The organism is Candidatus Bathyarchaeia archaeon, assembly GCA_038883335.1.
Classification (GTDB): domain Archaea; phylum Thermoproteota; class Bathyarchaeia; order Hecatellales; family Hecatellaceae; genus JAVZMI01.
Window position 1 is genome coordinate 14,401 of record JAVZMI010000007.1, and the last position, 16,835, is coordinate 31,235.

16 protein-coding genes, 1 tRNA gene and 1 rRNA gene are annotated in these 16,835 nt (G+C 48.4%); 9 read left to right on the plus strand and 9 right to left on the minus strand.

Annotated features, from left to right (window positions below; all coding sequences use genetic code 11):
• Nucleotides 1-3 precede the first annotated feature (3 nt).
• From ilvC to pyrH, 5 genes are all read right to left on the minus strand, one after another.
• Nucleotides 4-993 carry a ketol-acid reductoisomerase gene (ilvC, locus tag QXJ75_04535; GenBank protein MEM3737334.1) on the minus strand — a complete coding sequence of 330 codons (990 nt, stop codon included), beginning with the start codon at nt 991-993 and terminating at the stop codon, nt 4-6.
• Between the two features lie 7 nt (nt 994-1,000).
• Nucleotides 1,001-1,498: an acetolactate synthase small subunit gene (ilvN, locus tag QXJ75_04540; GenBank protein ID MEM3737335.1), complete on the minus strand. Its 498-nt coding sequence runs from the start codon at nt 1,496-1,498 to the stop codon at nt 1,001-1,003.
• A 397-nt stretch (nt 1,499-1,895) separates the two neighbouring features.
• Nucleotides 1,896-3,176 (minus strand): peptide chain release factor aRF-1, encoded by a 1,281-nt coding sequence (gene prf1, locus QXJ75_04545; GenBank protein ID MEM3737336.1) that lies wholly within the window; start codon nt 3,174-3,176, stop codon nt 1,896-1,898.
• 68 nt (nt 3,177-3,244) lie between these two features.
• Nucleotides 3,245-3,517, minus strand: a complete 273-nt coding sequence (locus QXJ75_04550; GenBank protein ID MEM3737337.1) for a hypothetical protein — start codon at nt 3,515-3,517, stop codon at nt 3,245-3,247.
• Between the two features lie 9 nt (nt 3,518-3,526).
• On the minus strand, nt 3,527-4,228 hold the full coding sequence (pyrH, locus tag QXJ75_04555; GenBank protein ID MEM3737338.1) for a UMP kinase: 702 nt from the start codon (nt 4,226-4,228) through the stop codon (nt 3,527-3,529).
• A gap of 187 nt (nt 4,229-4,415) precedes the next feature.
• Between pyrH and QXJ75_04560 the strand changes: the two genes are divergently transcribed.
• The 3 genes from QXJ75_04560 (at nt 4,416) to QXJ75_04570 (ending at nt 7,085) form a co-directional block, all read left to right on the plus strand.
• Nucleotides 4,416-4,820, plus strand: coding sequence for a hypothetical protein (locus QXJ75_04560; protein ID MEM3737339.1), 405 nt, complete (start codon nt 4,416-4,418; stop codon nt 4,818-4,820).
• A gap of 387 nt (nt 4,821-5,207) precedes the next feature.
• Nucleotides 5,208-5,325, plus strand: a tRNA-Leu gene (locus QXJ75_04565).
• 191 nt (nt 5,326-5,516) lie between these two features.
• Nucleotides 5,517-7,085, plus strand: a complete 1,569-nt coding sequence (locus QXJ75_04570; GenBank protein ID MEM3737340.1) for a DNA topoisomerase I — start codon at nt 5,517-5,519, stop codon at nt 7,083-7,085.
• On the opposite strand, the gene QXJ75_04575 is transcribed toward QXJ75_04570, so the two are convergent.
• Nucleotides 7,051-8,274, minus strand: coding sequence for a DUF438 domain-containing protein (locus tag QXJ75_04575; protein MEM3737341.1), 1,224 nt, complete (start codon nt 8,272-8,274; stop codon nt 7,051-7,053). The two genes, QXJ75_04570 and QXJ75_04575, sit on opposite strands and share 35 nt — an antisense overlap.
• A gap of 70 nt (nt 8,275-8,344) precedes the next feature.
• Nucleotides 8,345-8,463, minus strand: a 5S ribosomal RNA gene (gene rrf / locus QXJ75_04580).
• Between the two features lie 119 nt (nt 8,464-8,582).
• Here rrf and QXJ75_04585 point away from each other — a divergent pair.
• Complete coding sequence (locus tag QXJ75_04585; protein MEM3737342.1) at nt 8,583-9,698, plus strand: DUF1512 domain-containing protein; 1,116 nt, start codon at nt 8,583-8,585, stop codon at nt 9,696-9,698.
• A 15-nt stretch (nt 9,699-9,713) separates the two neighbouring features.
• Nucleotides 9,714-10,109 (plus strand): hypothetical protein, encoded by a 396-nt coding sequence (locus QXJ75_04590; GenBank protein MEM3737343.1) that lies wholly within the window; start codon nt 9,714-9,716, stop codon nt 10,107-10,109.
• 134 nt (nt 10,110-10,243) lie between these two features.
• On the opposite strand, the gene map is transcribed toward QXJ75_04590, so the two are convergent.
• Nucleotides 10,244-11,146, minus strand: a complete 903-nt coding sequence (map, locus tag QXJ75_04595; GenBank protein MEM3737344.1) for a type II methionyl aminopeptidase — start codon at nt 11,144-11,146, stop codon at nt 10,244-10,246.
• 104 nt (nt 11,147-11,250) lie between these two features.
• On the opposite strand from map, the gene QXJ75_04600 reads away from it, so the two are divergent.
• Nucleotides 11,251-11,730: a pantetheine-phosphate adenylyltransferase gene (locus QXJ75_04600; protein ID MEM3737345.1), complete on the plus strand. Its 480-nt coding sequence runs from the start codon at nt 11,251-11,253 to the stop codon at nt 11,728-11,730.
• On the opposite strand, the gene QXJ75_04605 is transcribed toward QXJ75_04600, so the two are convergent.
• A complete protein-coding gene (locus QXJ75_04605; protein MEM3737346.1) occupies nt 11,724-12,878 on the minus strand; it encodes a tryptophan--tRNA ligase in 1,155 nt (384 codons plus the stop codon). The genes QXJ75_04600 and QXJ75_04605 overlap by 7 nt on opposite strands.
• A 208-nt stretch (nt 12,879-13,086) precedes the next feature.
• Between QXJ75_04605 and QXJ75_04610 the strand changes: the two genes are divergently transcribed.
• From QXJ75_04610 to pheT, 3 genes are read left to right on the plus strand one after another with little or no spacing between them, the layout of a single operon-like run.
• Entirely contained in the window at nt 13,087-13,389 is a 303-nt protein-coding gene (locus QXJ75_04610) for a hypothetical protein (GenBank protein ID MEM3737347.1), read from the plus strand.
• Nucleotides 13,390-13,424: 35 nt separating this feature from the next.
• Complete coding sequence (locus QXJ75_04615; GenBank protein ID MEM3737348.1) at nt 13,425-14,975, plus strand: phenylalanine--tRNA ligase subunit alpha; 1,551 nt, start codon at nt 13,425-13,427, stop codon at nt 14,973-14,975.
• A gap of 2 nt (nt 14,976-14,977) precedes the next feature.
• Nucleotides 14,978-16,654, plus strand: coding sequence for a phenylalanine--tRNA ligase subunit beta (pheT, locus tag QXJ75_04620; protein MEM3737349.1), 1,677 nt, complete (start codon nt 14,978-14,980; stop codon nt 16,652-16,654).
• Nucleotides 16,655-16,835 lie beyond the last annotated feature (181 nt).

Here is a 16,835-nt window from a genome sequence, read left to right on the forward strand (position 1 = left end):
AGGTTACTTCCCTATCTTAGCCATCTCTCTTATGTAGGCACCAACCTTCTCCATCTGATGTTCATCAATTTCCTTCAGGAGGCGTTTCATATTTGGAGAACCATTCCTATACTCGGTGATCCACTCGCTGGAGAATGCTCCACTCTTTACAGCTCTAGCTGCCTTCCTCATAGCCTCCTTAACGTGGTCATCGATAACCTTAGGACCTACGGTTAGCCCCCCATATCTAGCAGTCTCCGAGACTCCTCGAAGCATCCCAGCGACTCCTCGCTCATAGATTAAGTCCATTATCAGCTTCGCCTCGTTGCAAGCTTCAAAGTAGGCTAGCTCCATAGGGTAGCCTTCCTCCACCAGAACCTCAAACCCCTTCTTTAGAAGCTCCATAAGCCCTCCGACGAGAACTATCTGCTCCCCTATAAGGTCGCTCTCCGTCTCATCTTTGAAGGTGGTCTTAATTACGCCAACCCTCGTACAGCCTATAGCCTTAGCTACCTCCAAAGCGATGGTCTCAGCTTTGCCAGTGTAATCTTGGTGCACTGCAATCAATGCAGGGACACCGCGTCCCATCTGGTACATCTCCCTAACTAGTTTACCTGGGCCTTTCGGTGCTACCATGAACACATCAATATTTGGAGGGGGAATTATCTGCTTGTAATGAATGTTGAAGCCATGGGCGAAGCCCAATGCTTTCCCCTCGCTTAAGGCTGGCTCTATGCTTGTCTTGTAGACAGTTGGTTGAATCATATCCGGAACTAGCATCAGTATAATATCCGCACGTGTTGCAGCCTCACCATACGAGTATGCCCTGAAACCTTCCTCGGTTGCTAAACGTTTGGAGTCATCCTTCTCCCAGCATCCTATGACCACGTCGATCTTTGAATCCCGCAAGTTCTTAGCTTGGGCTACTCCTTGAATGCCGTAACCTATCACGGCAACAGTCTTACCACTCAAAATATTTGTGGTCACGTCCTCGTCGTAGTATATCTTCATCATACGAAACTCACCCCTTTATCGACTTAGACCCCCTCGCCAAGGCGGAGAGCCCAGTTCGGGCAATCTCTTTTATCCCGTATGGTTTCACCAAGTTTAGGAAAGCATCGATCTTTTCAGGATCACCCGTTATCTCTACTATTAGAGAGTCAGAAGAGGCGTCAACAATTCTCGCACGGAAGATTTCAGCGAAGTCCATGACGTCACTTCTAGCCTTACTCTCGCTGGCATGAACCTTTACTAGAGCTAGCTCCCTTAAGACGGATTCCGCTGGGTTGAGGCGTACTATCTTGACTACCTCTAACAATTTACGGAGCTGCTTCACCACCTGTTCAATTATCTTCTCGTCCCCATTAATGACGATAGTCATCCGCGAGATGCTGTGCTGGTCTACTGGACCAACCGAGATGCTGTCTATGTTGAAACCTCGCCGTCTAATCAGGTTTGTCACCTTGAAGAGAACCCCAGGTCTGTCCTCAACTAAAGCTGCCACTATGTATTTCTCCATACTCGATTCTACTCCTCAACCCTTCCCCAGCATTGTTGTTTTTTAACCCTCCCCGCCATGACGGTGGAGGTGATACCCAGTAAAGGGTATCAAGATACCTATTACGTTAGGTGCTTCACTCTTTAAAGCTTCGGCTATGACCAATTTAGACTTTTCAACTCTACAGCGGATCTCTTTTCTTTCCGAAAAAGGAAGTATACCCCTGACCAAGCCATTTGAGAAGTATATGGTAGGGATGTAGCTATAGTCCTTGAAGAACCATATCCCTCACATTTCCTTCAGCGAAGGTTAGAAAAAAGTATTGCTATAAAAACCTTTTTAGAGAAACATTAGGCACAGCTCAAGATAAGAGTTCTAATTAAATACAGCCTAAAACTCCAGTGAATCTCGAACACATTTAACCTTTCCCATATCGAAGAATCGCGGCGATACCTCCAAAACTCTTGTGTAACATCTCTCCCTCTTCATGTGCATGAGAGATCATCTCTACCCTCGCGTTGGAGGCTAAGGCCAACTCACTCAACTCGTCGATGAGATCACGTTCCTCTTCCACGATGAGACCTAAGCTGTTGCATTTTGGGCAAACTCTAGTTGCTACATCACCTTTGAAAGCCATCAGCTCGTTACTCTTTACTGTGGAATGCTCTGAGTAACCGCAGTTGCTGCAGCTCACCGTAACTTTAACAACATCAACTTCTTCGGATAGAAGAAGTATTCGAACTGAACCCTCCTTTAGAAGCTGCCTGACCCGTTCCTCTCCATACGCAGCAAGTCCAGTATCATGACCTAGCTCACGGAGGAACTGTTGAACGAGGTTACGCTCCTCCACATACCTAGTTCCTCTGAGGATTTCCGGCGCCTTAGAGACTATCTCCTTAATGCCCTGCTCATCCACATAGGCTGTATCCACCACCGCTAAGATCTTACTCTTCAGACTATAATGGAGGTAGTCGCCAGCTAGGAATTCCTCCTTCGTAGGGCCAGGGCCTCCGACGATTATCCCTTTAAGATCTGGAAGGTTAAGAAATATCTGAGAAGCGTAGTTGGCTACCCGTTTATAGTACTCATTAACCTCAACTTCACGGAGACGCTCAAACCGTCTGGCTGATTGCCCCCCAGCTCTATGTTTGCTGGAGATGCCTGAGGTTATAGACTTGACTACTTCCAATCTTTTGCCTTTCAAGGTTGCGAAGCTCGCCCCGCTGCCGTCTAGGACGAGTATCCCGTAAGACTCTCTCTCCCTAATCATCTCAAATAGGGGTTCCAAGTGAAATAGAGAGTCGCACCTGTAAAGGTATGTGTTAATTGGCTCAGGAGGTATTATAGTGTAGATTTCCATCTTCTCAGAGCCAGGAGGGCCATAGGGGATAGCCCCACAGAAAATCGCGAGACCGGTGGGGGGTGGCTCTTTATACAGCTTTAAACGTTGCATGACCTTCTCTATAGCATCCTGTACATAGTGTCTAGTTGTCCTAGATTTAATGTTGGAGGCTGTGCCGTATTCCTGCCGCAGATTGTTCATTACGTCACTGATCTGTCGGCCTGGAGGGATTAGGAGTGTTATGAGCTCGGTGTGGCGACCTTGCTTGGAGGCGAGCTCTTCTAACAGTCTCTTAAACCGGAAGACTTCTAGGGAACTTTTTGGAGCCTCTGCGTTCCCGAATCCTTGGCTTTCCATATTGTGCACCACGAATCTCCACTCTGACACTATGTGGAGTTGCTGTCTTTGACAATTCACCAGCCATATTAGAGAGTTTTAATTTTTCCGTAAAAATCCAGGAGTGTCTTCACCTTTTCATTTTCAATGTTTAAAGCAAGAACCTTCATCTGCCCCGAAATCTGCTCGAATGCTATAATCCCCTCCTTGATTAAGGGCTCAGTCAACCTAGCAACCGTGGAAGGGGAGCAGTCGAGCAACCTCGCTAAACCAGCCTGGTTGAAGACGCGATTAGGAGTTTCCAGTAGATATTTTAGAAGACGAGTTTGCATCCTGCTGCCGAATAGTACCTCCAAGTCCATCGCCAACACCTAGATACGGCTGTTTGGAGTGTCTCTATGGGTTAAGATTTGAGTTCCTATTCTCCTACCCTCTACTACGCGTCGAGCATTAAGTGGATCTAGACCGTTTATAAAGTATGTGGGGATCCTAGATCTTTCCACAACCTTTACAGCTATTGGGTCGAGCGCATAAGTTCCAGCCCAGCACCTCCCCGCCAAAGCCATCTCTAGCACCTCTCTAGTGGTTACCTCGTCCAGTTTTTTGGCGCTTCGATCAACTTTCGGGTCGGCCGTGTATATGCCGTCTACATCGCTCGATATTATGTAAATGTCAGATCTAGTAGCCTCCGCCACTAACGCCCCAACCGCTGTCGTAGAATGCCCTGGCGATAACCCTCCCACCACAACAACCTTTCCTGAAGAATGGAATCTTCTAACCTCATTTAGTGTGGTTGGAACTTCTGGGTAGGCTTGCGCCCCTAGCTTTGAGACTAAGAGAAGGGCGTTCAACCGTGAGATTTCAATCCCTATTTGATCGCAGGTAGCCTCATCTGCACCAGTCATTCTCGCGGCGGCGATATACTTCCTCGCAGCTTCACCACCACCCGCAACAGCAAGCACAGAGTGACCCTCTTCCACCAAGCCTGTTATAACCTCAGCGTAAGCGTTTACCATTTCAATGACTGGTGGAAATGGGAAAACATGCCCTCCTATCTTTAGAGTGACCTTCAACTTACCCCCACCAAGATTCGCCCATTTTTATATTATCCTCTACTCTTTATATTAATTGGATCGATTTGGAAAATTTGCCGGAGAGATACAATCTACACGTTCGAACATTTTTTATAGAGCTTCACCGCTAGTTTAACGTGAAGGCAACTGAGAGACACACCCGCCCACGCAAAGAAGGTAGTCTTATTTGAAATGCAATGACAGCGACTGTGTCTGTAAAGGCTCGGGTGATCTTATATGGGTGATCGACCTAAACAGGTGGAGTCATCAACTTCTCTGCAATAAAGGCGGCCTTATCTTCCTAGAATTAGAGGGCGATATTGAGGTCTATGACTATGTAGGGGATAACCCGGGGCTTAAGGGTAACCCCGTCATATGCGCGCCACCAATCCCAACCATGGAAGACTATATGAGGTGCACTATGTGCAACCGGTTAACATTAAGGACTGGCCACCGCCAGATATTCTGCCCGACATGTGCGGCGATCCACCGAAGACTCCAGAAGAGGGAATGGATAAGGCGAAGACGGGAAGGAGAAGCGGCAACCCTCCACCATAAAAATGGTCAAGATTCAAATTCTGAGCGCCAATAAAGCCTATAGCGTCTCTACTATTTTAATACTTTTTAAAATGTCTACAAAGCGTCCATAAACGAAAAGAGGCTATTAACCCTCCCCTAAGCCCTCACCGCCCAAAGATCTAGCTAATTGACAAGTGAGCTTACATGCAGATATCTCCCAGTCTTCATTTCCTGATCTTTTACACTTAACTCTACACAGGTTCTAAAGAGCTGCAGGATATTTTACCGATAAATTCCCCACATCAACCCACATAATCGCCACAACACACATGAAGCCACTAACCAAAATGGCAGATTTACTACGGAGGAGAGCTAATACGGCGGGTAGGGGTTGAGGTGTAACCCACGCGGAGTAGAGAACTGGGAAAGCTTAAATTCTCGCCTTTTGTTAGGTTGTTGGGCGGCGATAGCCAAGCCAGGTCAAAGGCGGGAGACTCAAGATCTCCTCCCATAGGGGTTCGCCGGTTCAAATCCGGCTCGCCATCCCCACCGCAAACCGGAAGGGACGAGAAGCACCACTCCGCCGCCCACATACCAAGATCCCTCAAAACTGCAATTCTGAACCAACGCTTCCTTGAACTTAACAATTTAGCGTGGTGTACACCCCAAATTGGCTGCGGCCTAACGAGACTATTCAGATTAGCTTATCTCTCCCCAATAACGTCATAGATGACAATAATGACCGCGGTGCAAGGTAGCGGTGGGGCTAATGGAACGACTTGAACATAACGGCATACTGATCCCCAAGTATGAGGCGAAGGGCTTCCACATATTTTTGAAGGGGAAGAAGATAGATCTCACATCTGACCAGGAAGAGATGGCGGTAGCGTGGGTTAAGAAGCTCGACACCATTTATGCCCGCGATAGACGCTTCGTATCCAATTTCTTCGGTGACTTTTGCAGAGCACTGGGGTTAAAAGAGAAGGTTAAACCTGAAGACTTCGACTTCTCCGAGATCAAACGCTACCTGGATGAGGAGCGGGAACGGAAGTTGAAACTCACACCTGAGGAGAAGAAGACTCAGGCACAAGCTAGGAAGACGCAGAAAGAGGCCAATAAAGAAAAGTATGGTTACGCTATCGTTGACGGTGCCCGGGTTGAGTTGGCAAACTATATGGCTGAACCCTCATGCATCTTCATGGGGAGGGGGAAACACCCCCTAAGAGGTAGGTGGAAGAGAGGGCCATCTGAGAGAGATATAATTCTGAACCTCTCTCCGGATGCACCCATGCCACCGGGAGAATGGAAGGAACGGGTCTGGGAGCCTAACTTCATGTGGATAGCTAAATGGACTGATAATCTCAGCGGTAAGGAGAAGTATGTCTGGCTAGCTGACTCTTCCCACCTCAAGCAGGCGAGGGAGATAGAGAAGTTCAATAAAGCTAGAGAACTTGAGGGGAATATCAACGCCCTACGCGAGTACATCTGGAGAAATCTCAACTCGGAGGATCTAAAACGGCGTAAAGCAGCTACAGTATGCTACCTGATTGACGAGTTGAAACTAAGAGTTGGGGACGAGAAAGATAAAGATGAAGCTGACACGGTTGGTGCCACAACTCTGAGACCTGAGCACATCCATTTCGAATCCAATGGGACCGTTAACTTCGACTTTCTAGGTAAGGACTCGGTCAGGTGGTGTAGGTCGGTCAGTTTACCCACCCCCGTCATAGAGAATTTGAAAGAGTTCAGCTCCACTGCCAAATCTTCGATATTCGCTGGCATCAATTCGAAGGTTATCTCCAGCTTTCTTGGGGAGGTTATGCCCGGACTGACTGCCAAGGTATTCAGGACATATCACGCCTCCAAGATAGTGGAAGAGTACCTTAAAACGTCGAAGGTATCTTGGGCAGACCCTGACTACTGCAAAAAATACGTCGCCACTATGGCCAACCTCCAAGCAGCCATCAGCTGCAACCACAAACGTAAACTACCAAAGAACTGGCGTAGCTCCCTGGCTAAACAGAAAGAGCGGCTGCGGAGGTTGAGGGTGCAGAAGAAGCGGACTGCGAAGGCTAAGGAGCGCCTTGAGGCGTTGCGTATAAAGATCAAGACTATGGAGGCAACTCGTGACTATAACCTCCGGACATCCCTAAAGAGCTACATAGACCCCCGCGTCTATTACACTTGGGGGAAAGAGGTCAATTACGACTGGAAACAGTATTACCCTAAAGTTCTTCAGCGTAAATTCTCTTGGGTTGAAGGGACAGCAGCCCCCCTAAGTGCGGGTGGAGACGTAGATAAACTTACAGTAACCTCTTCTCCCCCTCGATCTTTTTGATATCGGTGATGTCTTGTGTTACCTCTAAACAACCCAGGTAGCTTCCATCACAGCCGCGGACAGCGAAGTACCGGATGTAAATTAACCTACCTTTTTGGTCTATCCAGAAATCAGCTACATCCCTGCGGCCACTTTTAAAGTCATCTAAGATCTGGTTGACAAGGTGTACGCTCTTTTGGGGGTGGCACTGCTGAACCTTTCTGCCTATCACTGCCTTCGTCCTCACGAAGATTCGACTCTTTGACTGGCTGAAGTATCTGACTGTATCCTCTTTATCCACAAACGTTATGTCAACTGGTAAAGTGTTAAGAATCGCCTCCATCTCTATCCTTGATAGACTGCCAGTTTTGAAGTAGATTAAACCTTCAGCTCCAGCTTTGGGAGCCGGAGCCCCCGCCGCTGTGGTTGTTGCCGCTACTCTCGCTTGCTCGGGGGTGAAGCAACAGTAGCCGAGCTCATCGAATTGGCGCCCTATCTCCTCCCACTCACTCTCCCCTATAACCGTCAGAGCTGTGGGGAAGAGAATTTTATTCTCTTTGTAAAAATGGTTCGAGAGCATCTCAGCCAGCGAAGCTGCCACCTCGTCCAGTTGCTTGGCAAATTCTTGGAAGGCCATATCTTTATGCTTTTCAACGAGGCTGTTGAGATTCTTCTTGGTCTCTCTTATCTTATTGTGCTCCATCCACATTATTGCTGGAGGCTGGGTGATGCCATGCCTCTCAAGGTAAGGGAAGAGAACATTCTCCTCCCGCGTATAGTGACTTTCTGCCTCTTTAAAGCGCCCAACGATGTGGCCCAGACGACCCATCTGCCCATGAACAGAGTCGAAACTCTCCAACCCTATGAATTCTCTTGCAGTTTTCTTAAGTTCGTCGGCGAACTTCAGGAGCAACCTATGTTCCTCCATGAGGACGTATATGGGGTGTCCCGCAGGTGCCAGCGTCTCCTCCCTCTCAAGTGGCTCTCCAAGCACTGCTAAGTGGATGTCGCAGAGCCTATGAATATCCTCCCTCGACATGCCCTCCCTGACAAGTTCCTCTTCTATATGGGCTATCTCAGCTGGCGTGGTGTCTTTTATGGCTCTGAATTTTTCCTTTATCTCTTCTGGGCTCGCGCCCTCATGCAGTCTTCTTATTAAGTTTTTTAGGTATCCCTTTTTATCTGATTTCTCGCTGAACGGTTCAGCCACAGTTTCGCCTCCATATACTGGACTGTAGTTTTACAGCTCAAAAATGGTAGCTGAAAGTTGTGTAAAGTTGAGACCACAGCACCGCCCTTTCCCGCCCCCTTGCGGAGAGCAGTATTTGACGGCGCCTCTAGGATTCACTTCCGAGATCTGACGGGATCGGGTCTTGCCCTAGAGGCTATGGCCGTGGTCTCTTCCTCTCAAAAAAAGAGAGTATAGAATAAAAACTTTGCTCTAACAGGAAACTTTTATAACACCATTCCATTTCTCTTTTGTAGTCTAAACAGGTTTACCGGTATCTGGTGCAAATTATGTCCCTATCGCCATGGATCACAGGGGAGGAGAGCGGCGCCTATTCTTGGGTGTTCCAGCTCATCTTCCTAGCTTTCATCGTCCTTTACTTCCTATACGGTCAAAAACTCCAGATGGCAGTATGGACACGGGATATTGAGAAGGCATTGAGAAGGTTGAAATCGATGAAAGAAAATGCCAGAGACCTCTCAATTAGGACTGTGAAGGAGCTGGGCAAGCCGCAGAATGACCCTACACCACGGATTGATCAGTTCTTGGAGCGGTTCTTCATTCAACCAGTAGACATGGATCCGGCCGGGATAGTTTGGAAGTTTGATCATTTACTGGACGTCCGCGACATGAGCTTCAAAGAGGAGATAAAACGGTTAGCTCCGGCAGCCGACGGCCCTACACTGAATAATTTGGAAAATCTCCTGGAAGCCTCGATGGATCTCAACTTCATATATAAGATGATTAGGCACTACTACCTATTCGGTAAGAGGAGGAATGCTTACGTCATGGTGATGCAGGTTCACATGCTCCTACCAATTATAATGGATATAGCCGAGTCATATGCTGGATCTGTCCAAGCCTTTGCGACGGGTCAACCGATAGGCGACGGCGCCGGCCCACTCCTAGCCAATAAACTGATCCGGGGGCTAGAAGTGAGAAAGTTGGAGAAGGATATGATTGTAGCTGAAACAAACATAGATGGTAGAAAGATCTTTGTATTAAAGGCAGAAGGGCCAGGAGGCAACGTAGGCAAACCTGGAGATGCTTTGATGTCACTCATCGAGTCTCTAGGTGCCAAGGTTTCAAATATCATCATGGTGGACGCAGCCTTGAAGATGGAGGGGGATGAGAGTGGAGAGGTAGCTGAAGGGGTTGGTGCAGCTATAGGAGGGGTTGGTACTGAACGTTACAAGATTGAGGAGATATCCCATAAGTATAAGATCCCTCTCTTCGCGGTCACCATTAAAATGTCATTAAGGGAGGCCATAGCCCCCATGAAGAAAGAGATCTATGAGGGCGTCGAGAAGGCGATCGAGCGGACAAGGCGCATAATTAGAGAGAATACGAAGGAAGGAGACACCGTGGTTATAGCTGGAATTGGCAACACGATAGGGATAGCTTGAGGTGAGTGACAAAAGGTGAGTCAAAACACTGAGTCAGAAGGAGGCTTTCCATACGCTACGCTCCTCCTCGTTCTAATTGGAATATCTTCAGCCTTTCTCCTAGCTCGCGGCATAGACGCTTACATTGGCGGCCAGACTGCGAACGCTATAACATACCTCATCATGGGCTCCTTCGGTGTTGCGTTCATAATCATCATGGCAACGCGCACCACCAGCATATTCAGTACTCCACCCACACGGGTTACTCTCACCCTAATCCAATGCACCTCCTGCGCCTTCAAAAGCGTAAGAAACTTTCAAATAGGAGATTACGTGCCCAAACCGTCGGGTACTTGTCCTAGCTGCGGAGGGCCCTCAATTATTGAGGCAATCTACTCTGAAGAGAGAGGCCACACCAAAAAGAGGGAGTAATACCTCAAAAAACGCGAGTTTTTAGAGGGGTATTTAATGCCTCCCAGACTATTTGATGAAACCTGAAAGACGCCATCTCTTAAGAGTTTTTATTCTATTCGATTTTTTTATTCTAACTATCCTGAAAAAATGCCCTAAAAGGTTAGGACTTCGCAGCCGTCCCGTGTCACTAGGATTGTATGCTCTGATTGAGCTATAGGCTCCCTCTTGGACTCTACAAGAACTGGGTAACCTCGTATGAATCTTCCTTCAACCAGCTCCTCAAAGGCGGCGTTGGTATCTTCTCTAGGGAAAGCCTTGAAGATCCATCGCTTAGCGAATGGCAGTGTACGATAGTTTTCCCTGATATACTGGAGTATGCCCCTCGCACTCTCACCCTTTGGCTGCTTCTCTTTGATGACCCTATAGATGTGCACGGACTTGTCCTCAAAAACAAGCCCTCCCCCTTTTTGGGTGGTGGCGAAGGGTTCCACCCCGTAAATCTCTCCCTCCTCAAGTCTGGGCCCGATGGGCATTCCCACGTTGGGCAGAACTTTGCCTGTATGAATTATGTAACGGGAGATCCCATGGCCTGTAAGGTTTCGTATAACCTTGAGGCCGTATTTCTGAATTGTATTCTGTATAACCGCGCCAACCTCCGAAGTCTTCATGCCGGGTTTGATAACCTTTAGTGCCGCCCTAAGTGCCTCTTCGGTAGCCTGCTTCAATACCATGTATTCGGGATTTAAGCAGATGGATATAGCCGTGTCACTTATGTAACCATCAATGTGAGCTCCTATATCTACCTTAACCAAAGAGTTCGGGGGGATACATGAGGTATCTCCAAGAGGTGAAGTATAATGTGCACCAACCCAATCGATACCGATGTTGCAGGGGAAGGCTGGCTTTGCACCTCTGCGGCGAATCTCCTCTTCTAGGCTTTCACAGATGTCTAAGATCCTAACTCCCTCCCTCACGCACCTTTCCGCGTAGGAGCGAACTTCCGAAGCGATCTTCCCGGCTTTTCTAAGCTTCTCTAACTCCTCAGCAGTCCACATGATCAACGCTCATCACGCGGGTTAATGATTAATTATACTTGAGTTATAAGGTAGATGGCATAGAAATTGCTAGGAACGCCTAGGTTGGTGATGAACAGTATTCCATGGTGAACAAGTTTAGGAGAATTGCGGTCGGGGGAACTTTCGACTCCCTCCATAAAGGCCACCGGAAGCTCCTAGAGGAGGCTTTCCTCAAAGGTGAAGAAGTCATTATAGGTTTGACCACCGACAGGTTGGCAAGGGAGCTACATACCACACACACAGTTGCCTCGTATGAGGCAAGGAAGGAAGCCTTGCTGAATCTTCTGCGGCGGAAGGGGGTAGCTTCCAGAGCTCACATCATCCCGATTGATAGTAGGGAAGGTACAGCTGCGGATACGCTGGACTTGGAAGCCATAGTTGTCAGCCCTGAGAGCTACCCAGGCGCATTGAGGATAAACGAACTTCGTAGGCAACGCCTGATGAAGGAGCTAGAAATTATAGTGGTAGAGGAAGTCATGGCTGAGGACGGTAAACCAATATCCGCTACTAGGATCAGAGCTGGGGAGATCGACAGAGAAGGTAAGACCCTATCACCTCAGTAAAACTTCTTTCGCAAGTAGGCATCTTCCAAAAAGAAACCATCCACAACATCCTTCGCTCTCTCCCTGTTAGCCTGGTGGTCTCGGAGGAACTTTGACACTCTACCGGCTAGAATCTCTTTACATTCTCCACAAAGGAGCTTACCTGTACGACAATTCTCCCAAAGCTCAGCGAGTTTAGCGTCGTCCTCTTCGAATAGGAATAGGAAGTAATGGTATACAGGACAGATCTCGGGGTCGCCCCCAAGTTTTCGTTGTTCTTCCACGGTTGGCCTACCACCAGTGAAAGCGTTCATAACTTTTTTCACGGCCACTTCCGGGGGGTCCACCGTGAATATGCAAGTCTCGGGTTGAGAGGTAGACATCTTTCCCTCTCTCCCAAGCCCCGGCAGGAAGCGAGAGTGAATCTGGGCTGGCTTGTAGTAGCCAAGCTTGGGAGCAACATCTCGAGTGATACGCCAGTAGGGATCCTGATCTATCGCCGCAGGAATAAGGCAGGGGACGTTTCGCCCAGTGATAGCTGACTCAAGGAAGGCTGGGGCTGCCTGTAAGGCGGGAAAGTAGATAATTCCGATATTGGAGCTGTCATCGAAGCCGAAGGTTGCCTTCGCTGTGGAGAGGGTCACATGTTTGGCAACTCTTAAAGATATATCATATAGGGCGCTAATGTTCTTGATGTTAGAGATAATCTTAGTCTTAGCTTGATCGAACCCGACGGCTACAACATCCAACGCGTTATCGTAGGTGAAGCCCCACACATCCTTAATCGAAAGCCCCTGATGGATGAGAAACTTCTCGTCGTCTGTCATCTGGAAGTAAAGTTTCGCCTTGAAGACGTTTTGGAGGTGTCGAGTGAAGAGCCACGGTACGATATGGCCTAGGTGGACTGGACCGGACGGCCCCCGTCCAGTATAAAGGACAAATTGTTCACCTCTCTCGTAGAGGTTCAGGATCCAGTCTAAATCTCTGTGGGAGAAGAAGATTTTTCGCCTCAGTTGTAGATGCAACTCCCCAGAGAACTTCTTTATTCGTTCAAGTAGCTCCGTAGTGATAGGCTGCGTACCGAACTGGTTTATTAGTCTATCATAATCTATCTCCCCAGATACCCTCCAAGGGGTTACAACCATTCCGCCCTCTCCTTCGCCAGTCATAGCCTTAATACCCCAAACTGTTGTAGCAATAGGTTGGGGCTGATAGTTGATAAGAGCTTTTCCCTAAACTGCTACCCAGCGCTCAGTTTAAGTTTGATAGTTATCTCATATTAGTAATAGGGAACTGCCGCTCATGGTCTCCATAAATACCCACTGCCCGCTAGAGGCTTTCCGGCGGTTTATCATACTTAGTTGCTGTAAGAGCTTTATGCCGGACGAACTCATCGATGACGAGTCAGTCTTCCCAGAGCGGGCTGGGGAAATGGGAGTCATATATGTGGAGGCTGAGGACAAAGTAACCATCAGCAAGATCAGAGATGTCGAGTTTGTAAAGGCGTATAACATCGTCGGTATTGTCTATAACTCGAGGAGCGGCATGACGAGGTTGAGGTGGGAGAGGACTGTTGAGAACCAAGGTAAGGTTACAGGCGAGGCTACAATACGCTCACTCGTTCATCTCGCCGAGGCTGGAGTTATCGGTAAAGATAAACGAGCGAAGCCTCAAGGCTGAGGCTACATTGTGAAATCTTTAATTCTCATAATGGGATGGCTCATAGAAGCAGTTACCTGCAAGTTGGGTGGAGGCTGATAAGGTCCATGGCTGAGATGAGAGATTTAGAGTTTGAAGTTCTGAAGGCTCTAGCGGAGTCTAGCGGTCAAGGGTCTGTTGAGGAGGTCTGCAAAAGGTCAGGGTTAAACCACTCGGCAGTCATGCGGTCAATCCTCGCCTTAGAAAAAGATAACCTTGTAGAAGTAACAGAGCAGCCTGTAAGTTTCTTTAAGTTGACTGATGAAGGGCGGACTGACATTGCTAAGGGTCTTCCAGAGAGGAGATTGGCCAAGGCTACCATTGAACTTGGGGGATCTGCCACATTGGCGGCTGCAGCTGAGAGAGCTGGTTTGAGCAGTGAAGAGGCAAGCATTGCTCTAGGTTGGCTTATAAAGAAGGGGCTGTGTAGCTTGGAGCGGAAGGGGGATACAGTCGTAATAAAAGTCACAGAATCACCGCCAGTTAGCATGGAGGAGTCACTACTCCGCCTTGTTGAAGAGCGAATGCAGATTGCTTCGACCGAGCTTAATTCCGAGCAAATTGAGACAGCCAGAGCATTGAGGAGAAGGAAACTCCTCGAAGAGAAACCCGCAGTCTTGAGAATGACTAAGCTGACTGAAGCCGGCTGGGCTCGGGTCAAAGAGGGCGCAAGTTCTGGAATAGAAATAACCGCATTAACCAGCGAGTTATTAACCTCAGGTCGATGGAGAGAAGTGAAACTTCGAGAGTACGATGTGAAGGCCCCCCCACCTCCACTCTATCCTGGAAGGAAACATTTCTACCTAGAGTTTCTAGAAGAAGTCCGGCTGCTACTCGTCTCGATGGGCTTTGAGGAAGCTGAAGGCCCGTATGTAGAGACAGAGTTCTGGAACTTCGACGTCTTATTCCAAGCACAGGATCACCCAGCGCGGGAGATTCATGATAGCTACCTTATCGAGGAGCCCACCCGTGGGTCTCTACCAGACGACACCCTAGTGGACAGGGTTAGGCGAGTTCACGAAAATGGCTGGAATACGGGATCTCGAGGTTGGCGATACAAGTGGAGCAGAGATGTTGCAAGTAGACTTATACTGAGAACTCAAACCACCGCCGTATCAGCGAGATACCTATACCAACATAAGGACCCCCCGGTAAAGATGTTCTGCATATCTAAGGTATACAGACCCGATGTTCTCGACGCCAAACACTCGATGGAGTTCTCCCAGTGTGAAGGAATAGTCATGGATAAAGGCCTAAACTTCCGCCACCTAATCGGCTTCCTTCGAGAGTTCGCTGAAGCATTAGAGTTAGGCGAAGTCATTTTCAGACCTGGCTACTTCCCTTTCACCGAGCCCAGCGTCGAGTCATTCGTCAAACATCCCATCCTCGGTTGGGTGGAATTCGTCGGAGCCGGTATGTTCAGGCCGGAGGTGCTCAGCCCCCTCGGTATTAAGCATCCTGTTCTCGCTTGGGGAATTGGCATTGACCGTCTAGCCATGGCGAAACTCGGAATTAGCGACATACGAGAGTTATACTCGAAGAGACTTGACCTCTTGAGGATGCGGTAAATATGCCAACTGTTGAATTTGACCTTGTAGATTTGCACGAGTTACTTGGGAGAGATATCCCCCTTAACCGTCTCACCTATGCCCTTCCACTAATCAAATGCGAGGTTAAATCTGTGGAAGGAGGGAAGGTGACTCTCGAGGTTAATGCTGACAGGCCTGATATGTTCTCAGTTGAGGGTATTGCCCGAGCCTTGAAGGGCTTCTTGGGATTGGAGAAAGGTTACCCATCCTACCGCTGGAGGAAAGGTAGGGTGGTGGTGAAAGTCGACAGAAGCGTCGATGGAATCCGGCCTTACATCGCCTGCGCAGTCATCCGTAATCTAAAGTTAACTGATAGTTCCCTTAAAGATATACTCTTGCTCCAGGAGAAACTTCATGAAACGATCTGCAGGAAACGTCGGAAAGGCTCGATAGGCATCTACGATCTGGATAAGGTTACGCCTCCTATGAACTACGGGGCGTTACCTCCTTGCAAGATAAGGTTCACGCCACTTGAGGAGACAAGGAGTATGACTGCTCAGGAGATTCTCAGGGAGACTCAGAAGGGGGTTGAATACGGGATATTACTGGAGAGGCTCCCACGCTACCCTCTGCTTAGAGATGCGGAAGGCACCGTACTCTCCATGCCGCCAATCATAAACAGCGAGGACACAAAATTGACCACTCAAAGCCGGAATCTATTCGTTGATGTGACTGGGCTCAGCGATGAGATCGTCAACGACGTAGTGAACATCGTGGCAACGAGCCTCGGGGAGAGAGGAGCCGTTATAGAAAGTGTAAAAGTTGAGTATCCAGAGCACATGGTGTACACCGCTTCACTCAAACCTCGAAAAATGGAGTTGAAGCTGGACTACGTGGAGAGAGTCTCAGGGCTAACTCTAAACATTAAAACATTAGAAGCCATAGCTAATAAGATGCGGTATGGCGTGGGAGTTAAAAGCAGGGAGAGCCTCCAGCTGATTATACCGCCTTACAGATGCGACATAATCCACCCAGTCGACCTTGTGGAGGACATAATAATAGGTTATGGTTACGACCGTGTCAAACCAGAGATGCCGGCTACCTTAACGTTTGGGCGGACTCTAAAGGAGAGCAAACTAACCCGGTCGGTTAGAGATGTAATGGTAGGTTACGGCTTCCAGGAGATTACTAGTTACGTGTTAACTAGCAGGGAGAGCCAGGTAGCTATGATGGGGTTGGATTGCGCGGAACTAGTAGCGGTTGCAAATCCGACGACTCGCGAACATTCGGTTATGCGGCGGTGGCTTCTTCCATGCCTCCTCGAGTTTCTCTCCTGTAACACACATGTAGACTACCCCCAGAAGGTCTTTGAGTGTGGGAACGTGGTAATCAGGGATCCAACGGAAGAGACTAGAGCGAGGAACGATCTTCGGCTTGCGGGTATCGTTTGCGATTATAAGGTTAGCTATGAGATGATTCAGTCGACGGTATACGGCGTACTCCGATATCTAAACGTGGAAGGTTGGAGCATTGATGGTAAAGACCATAAAAGCTTCATAAAAGGGCGAACCGCCGCCATCACGGTCGGAGGGGAGGAGGTCGCAATACTGGGTGAGGTTCACCCCAAAGTCCTCACAAACTTCAAGATACCAAACCCTGTAGCCGCCTTCGAGATAAATTTATCTTTCCTCCTACAGAAGAAACACGGCTACCATTAGGGCTGAGAACAAGCATACTGTTTGATTCCAAACAGACGAAGCAAGGCTGGCCTATTTCTATTAGATTTTGAGAGACCCAGCTGTCTCCATTTGCTCAATATCAAGGTTTAGGTTAAGCTTAGAGAAGCCTTCCATAAACGAATTGGAGTTAGAATGGCTACAATCCAGGCTGCTTGAGATG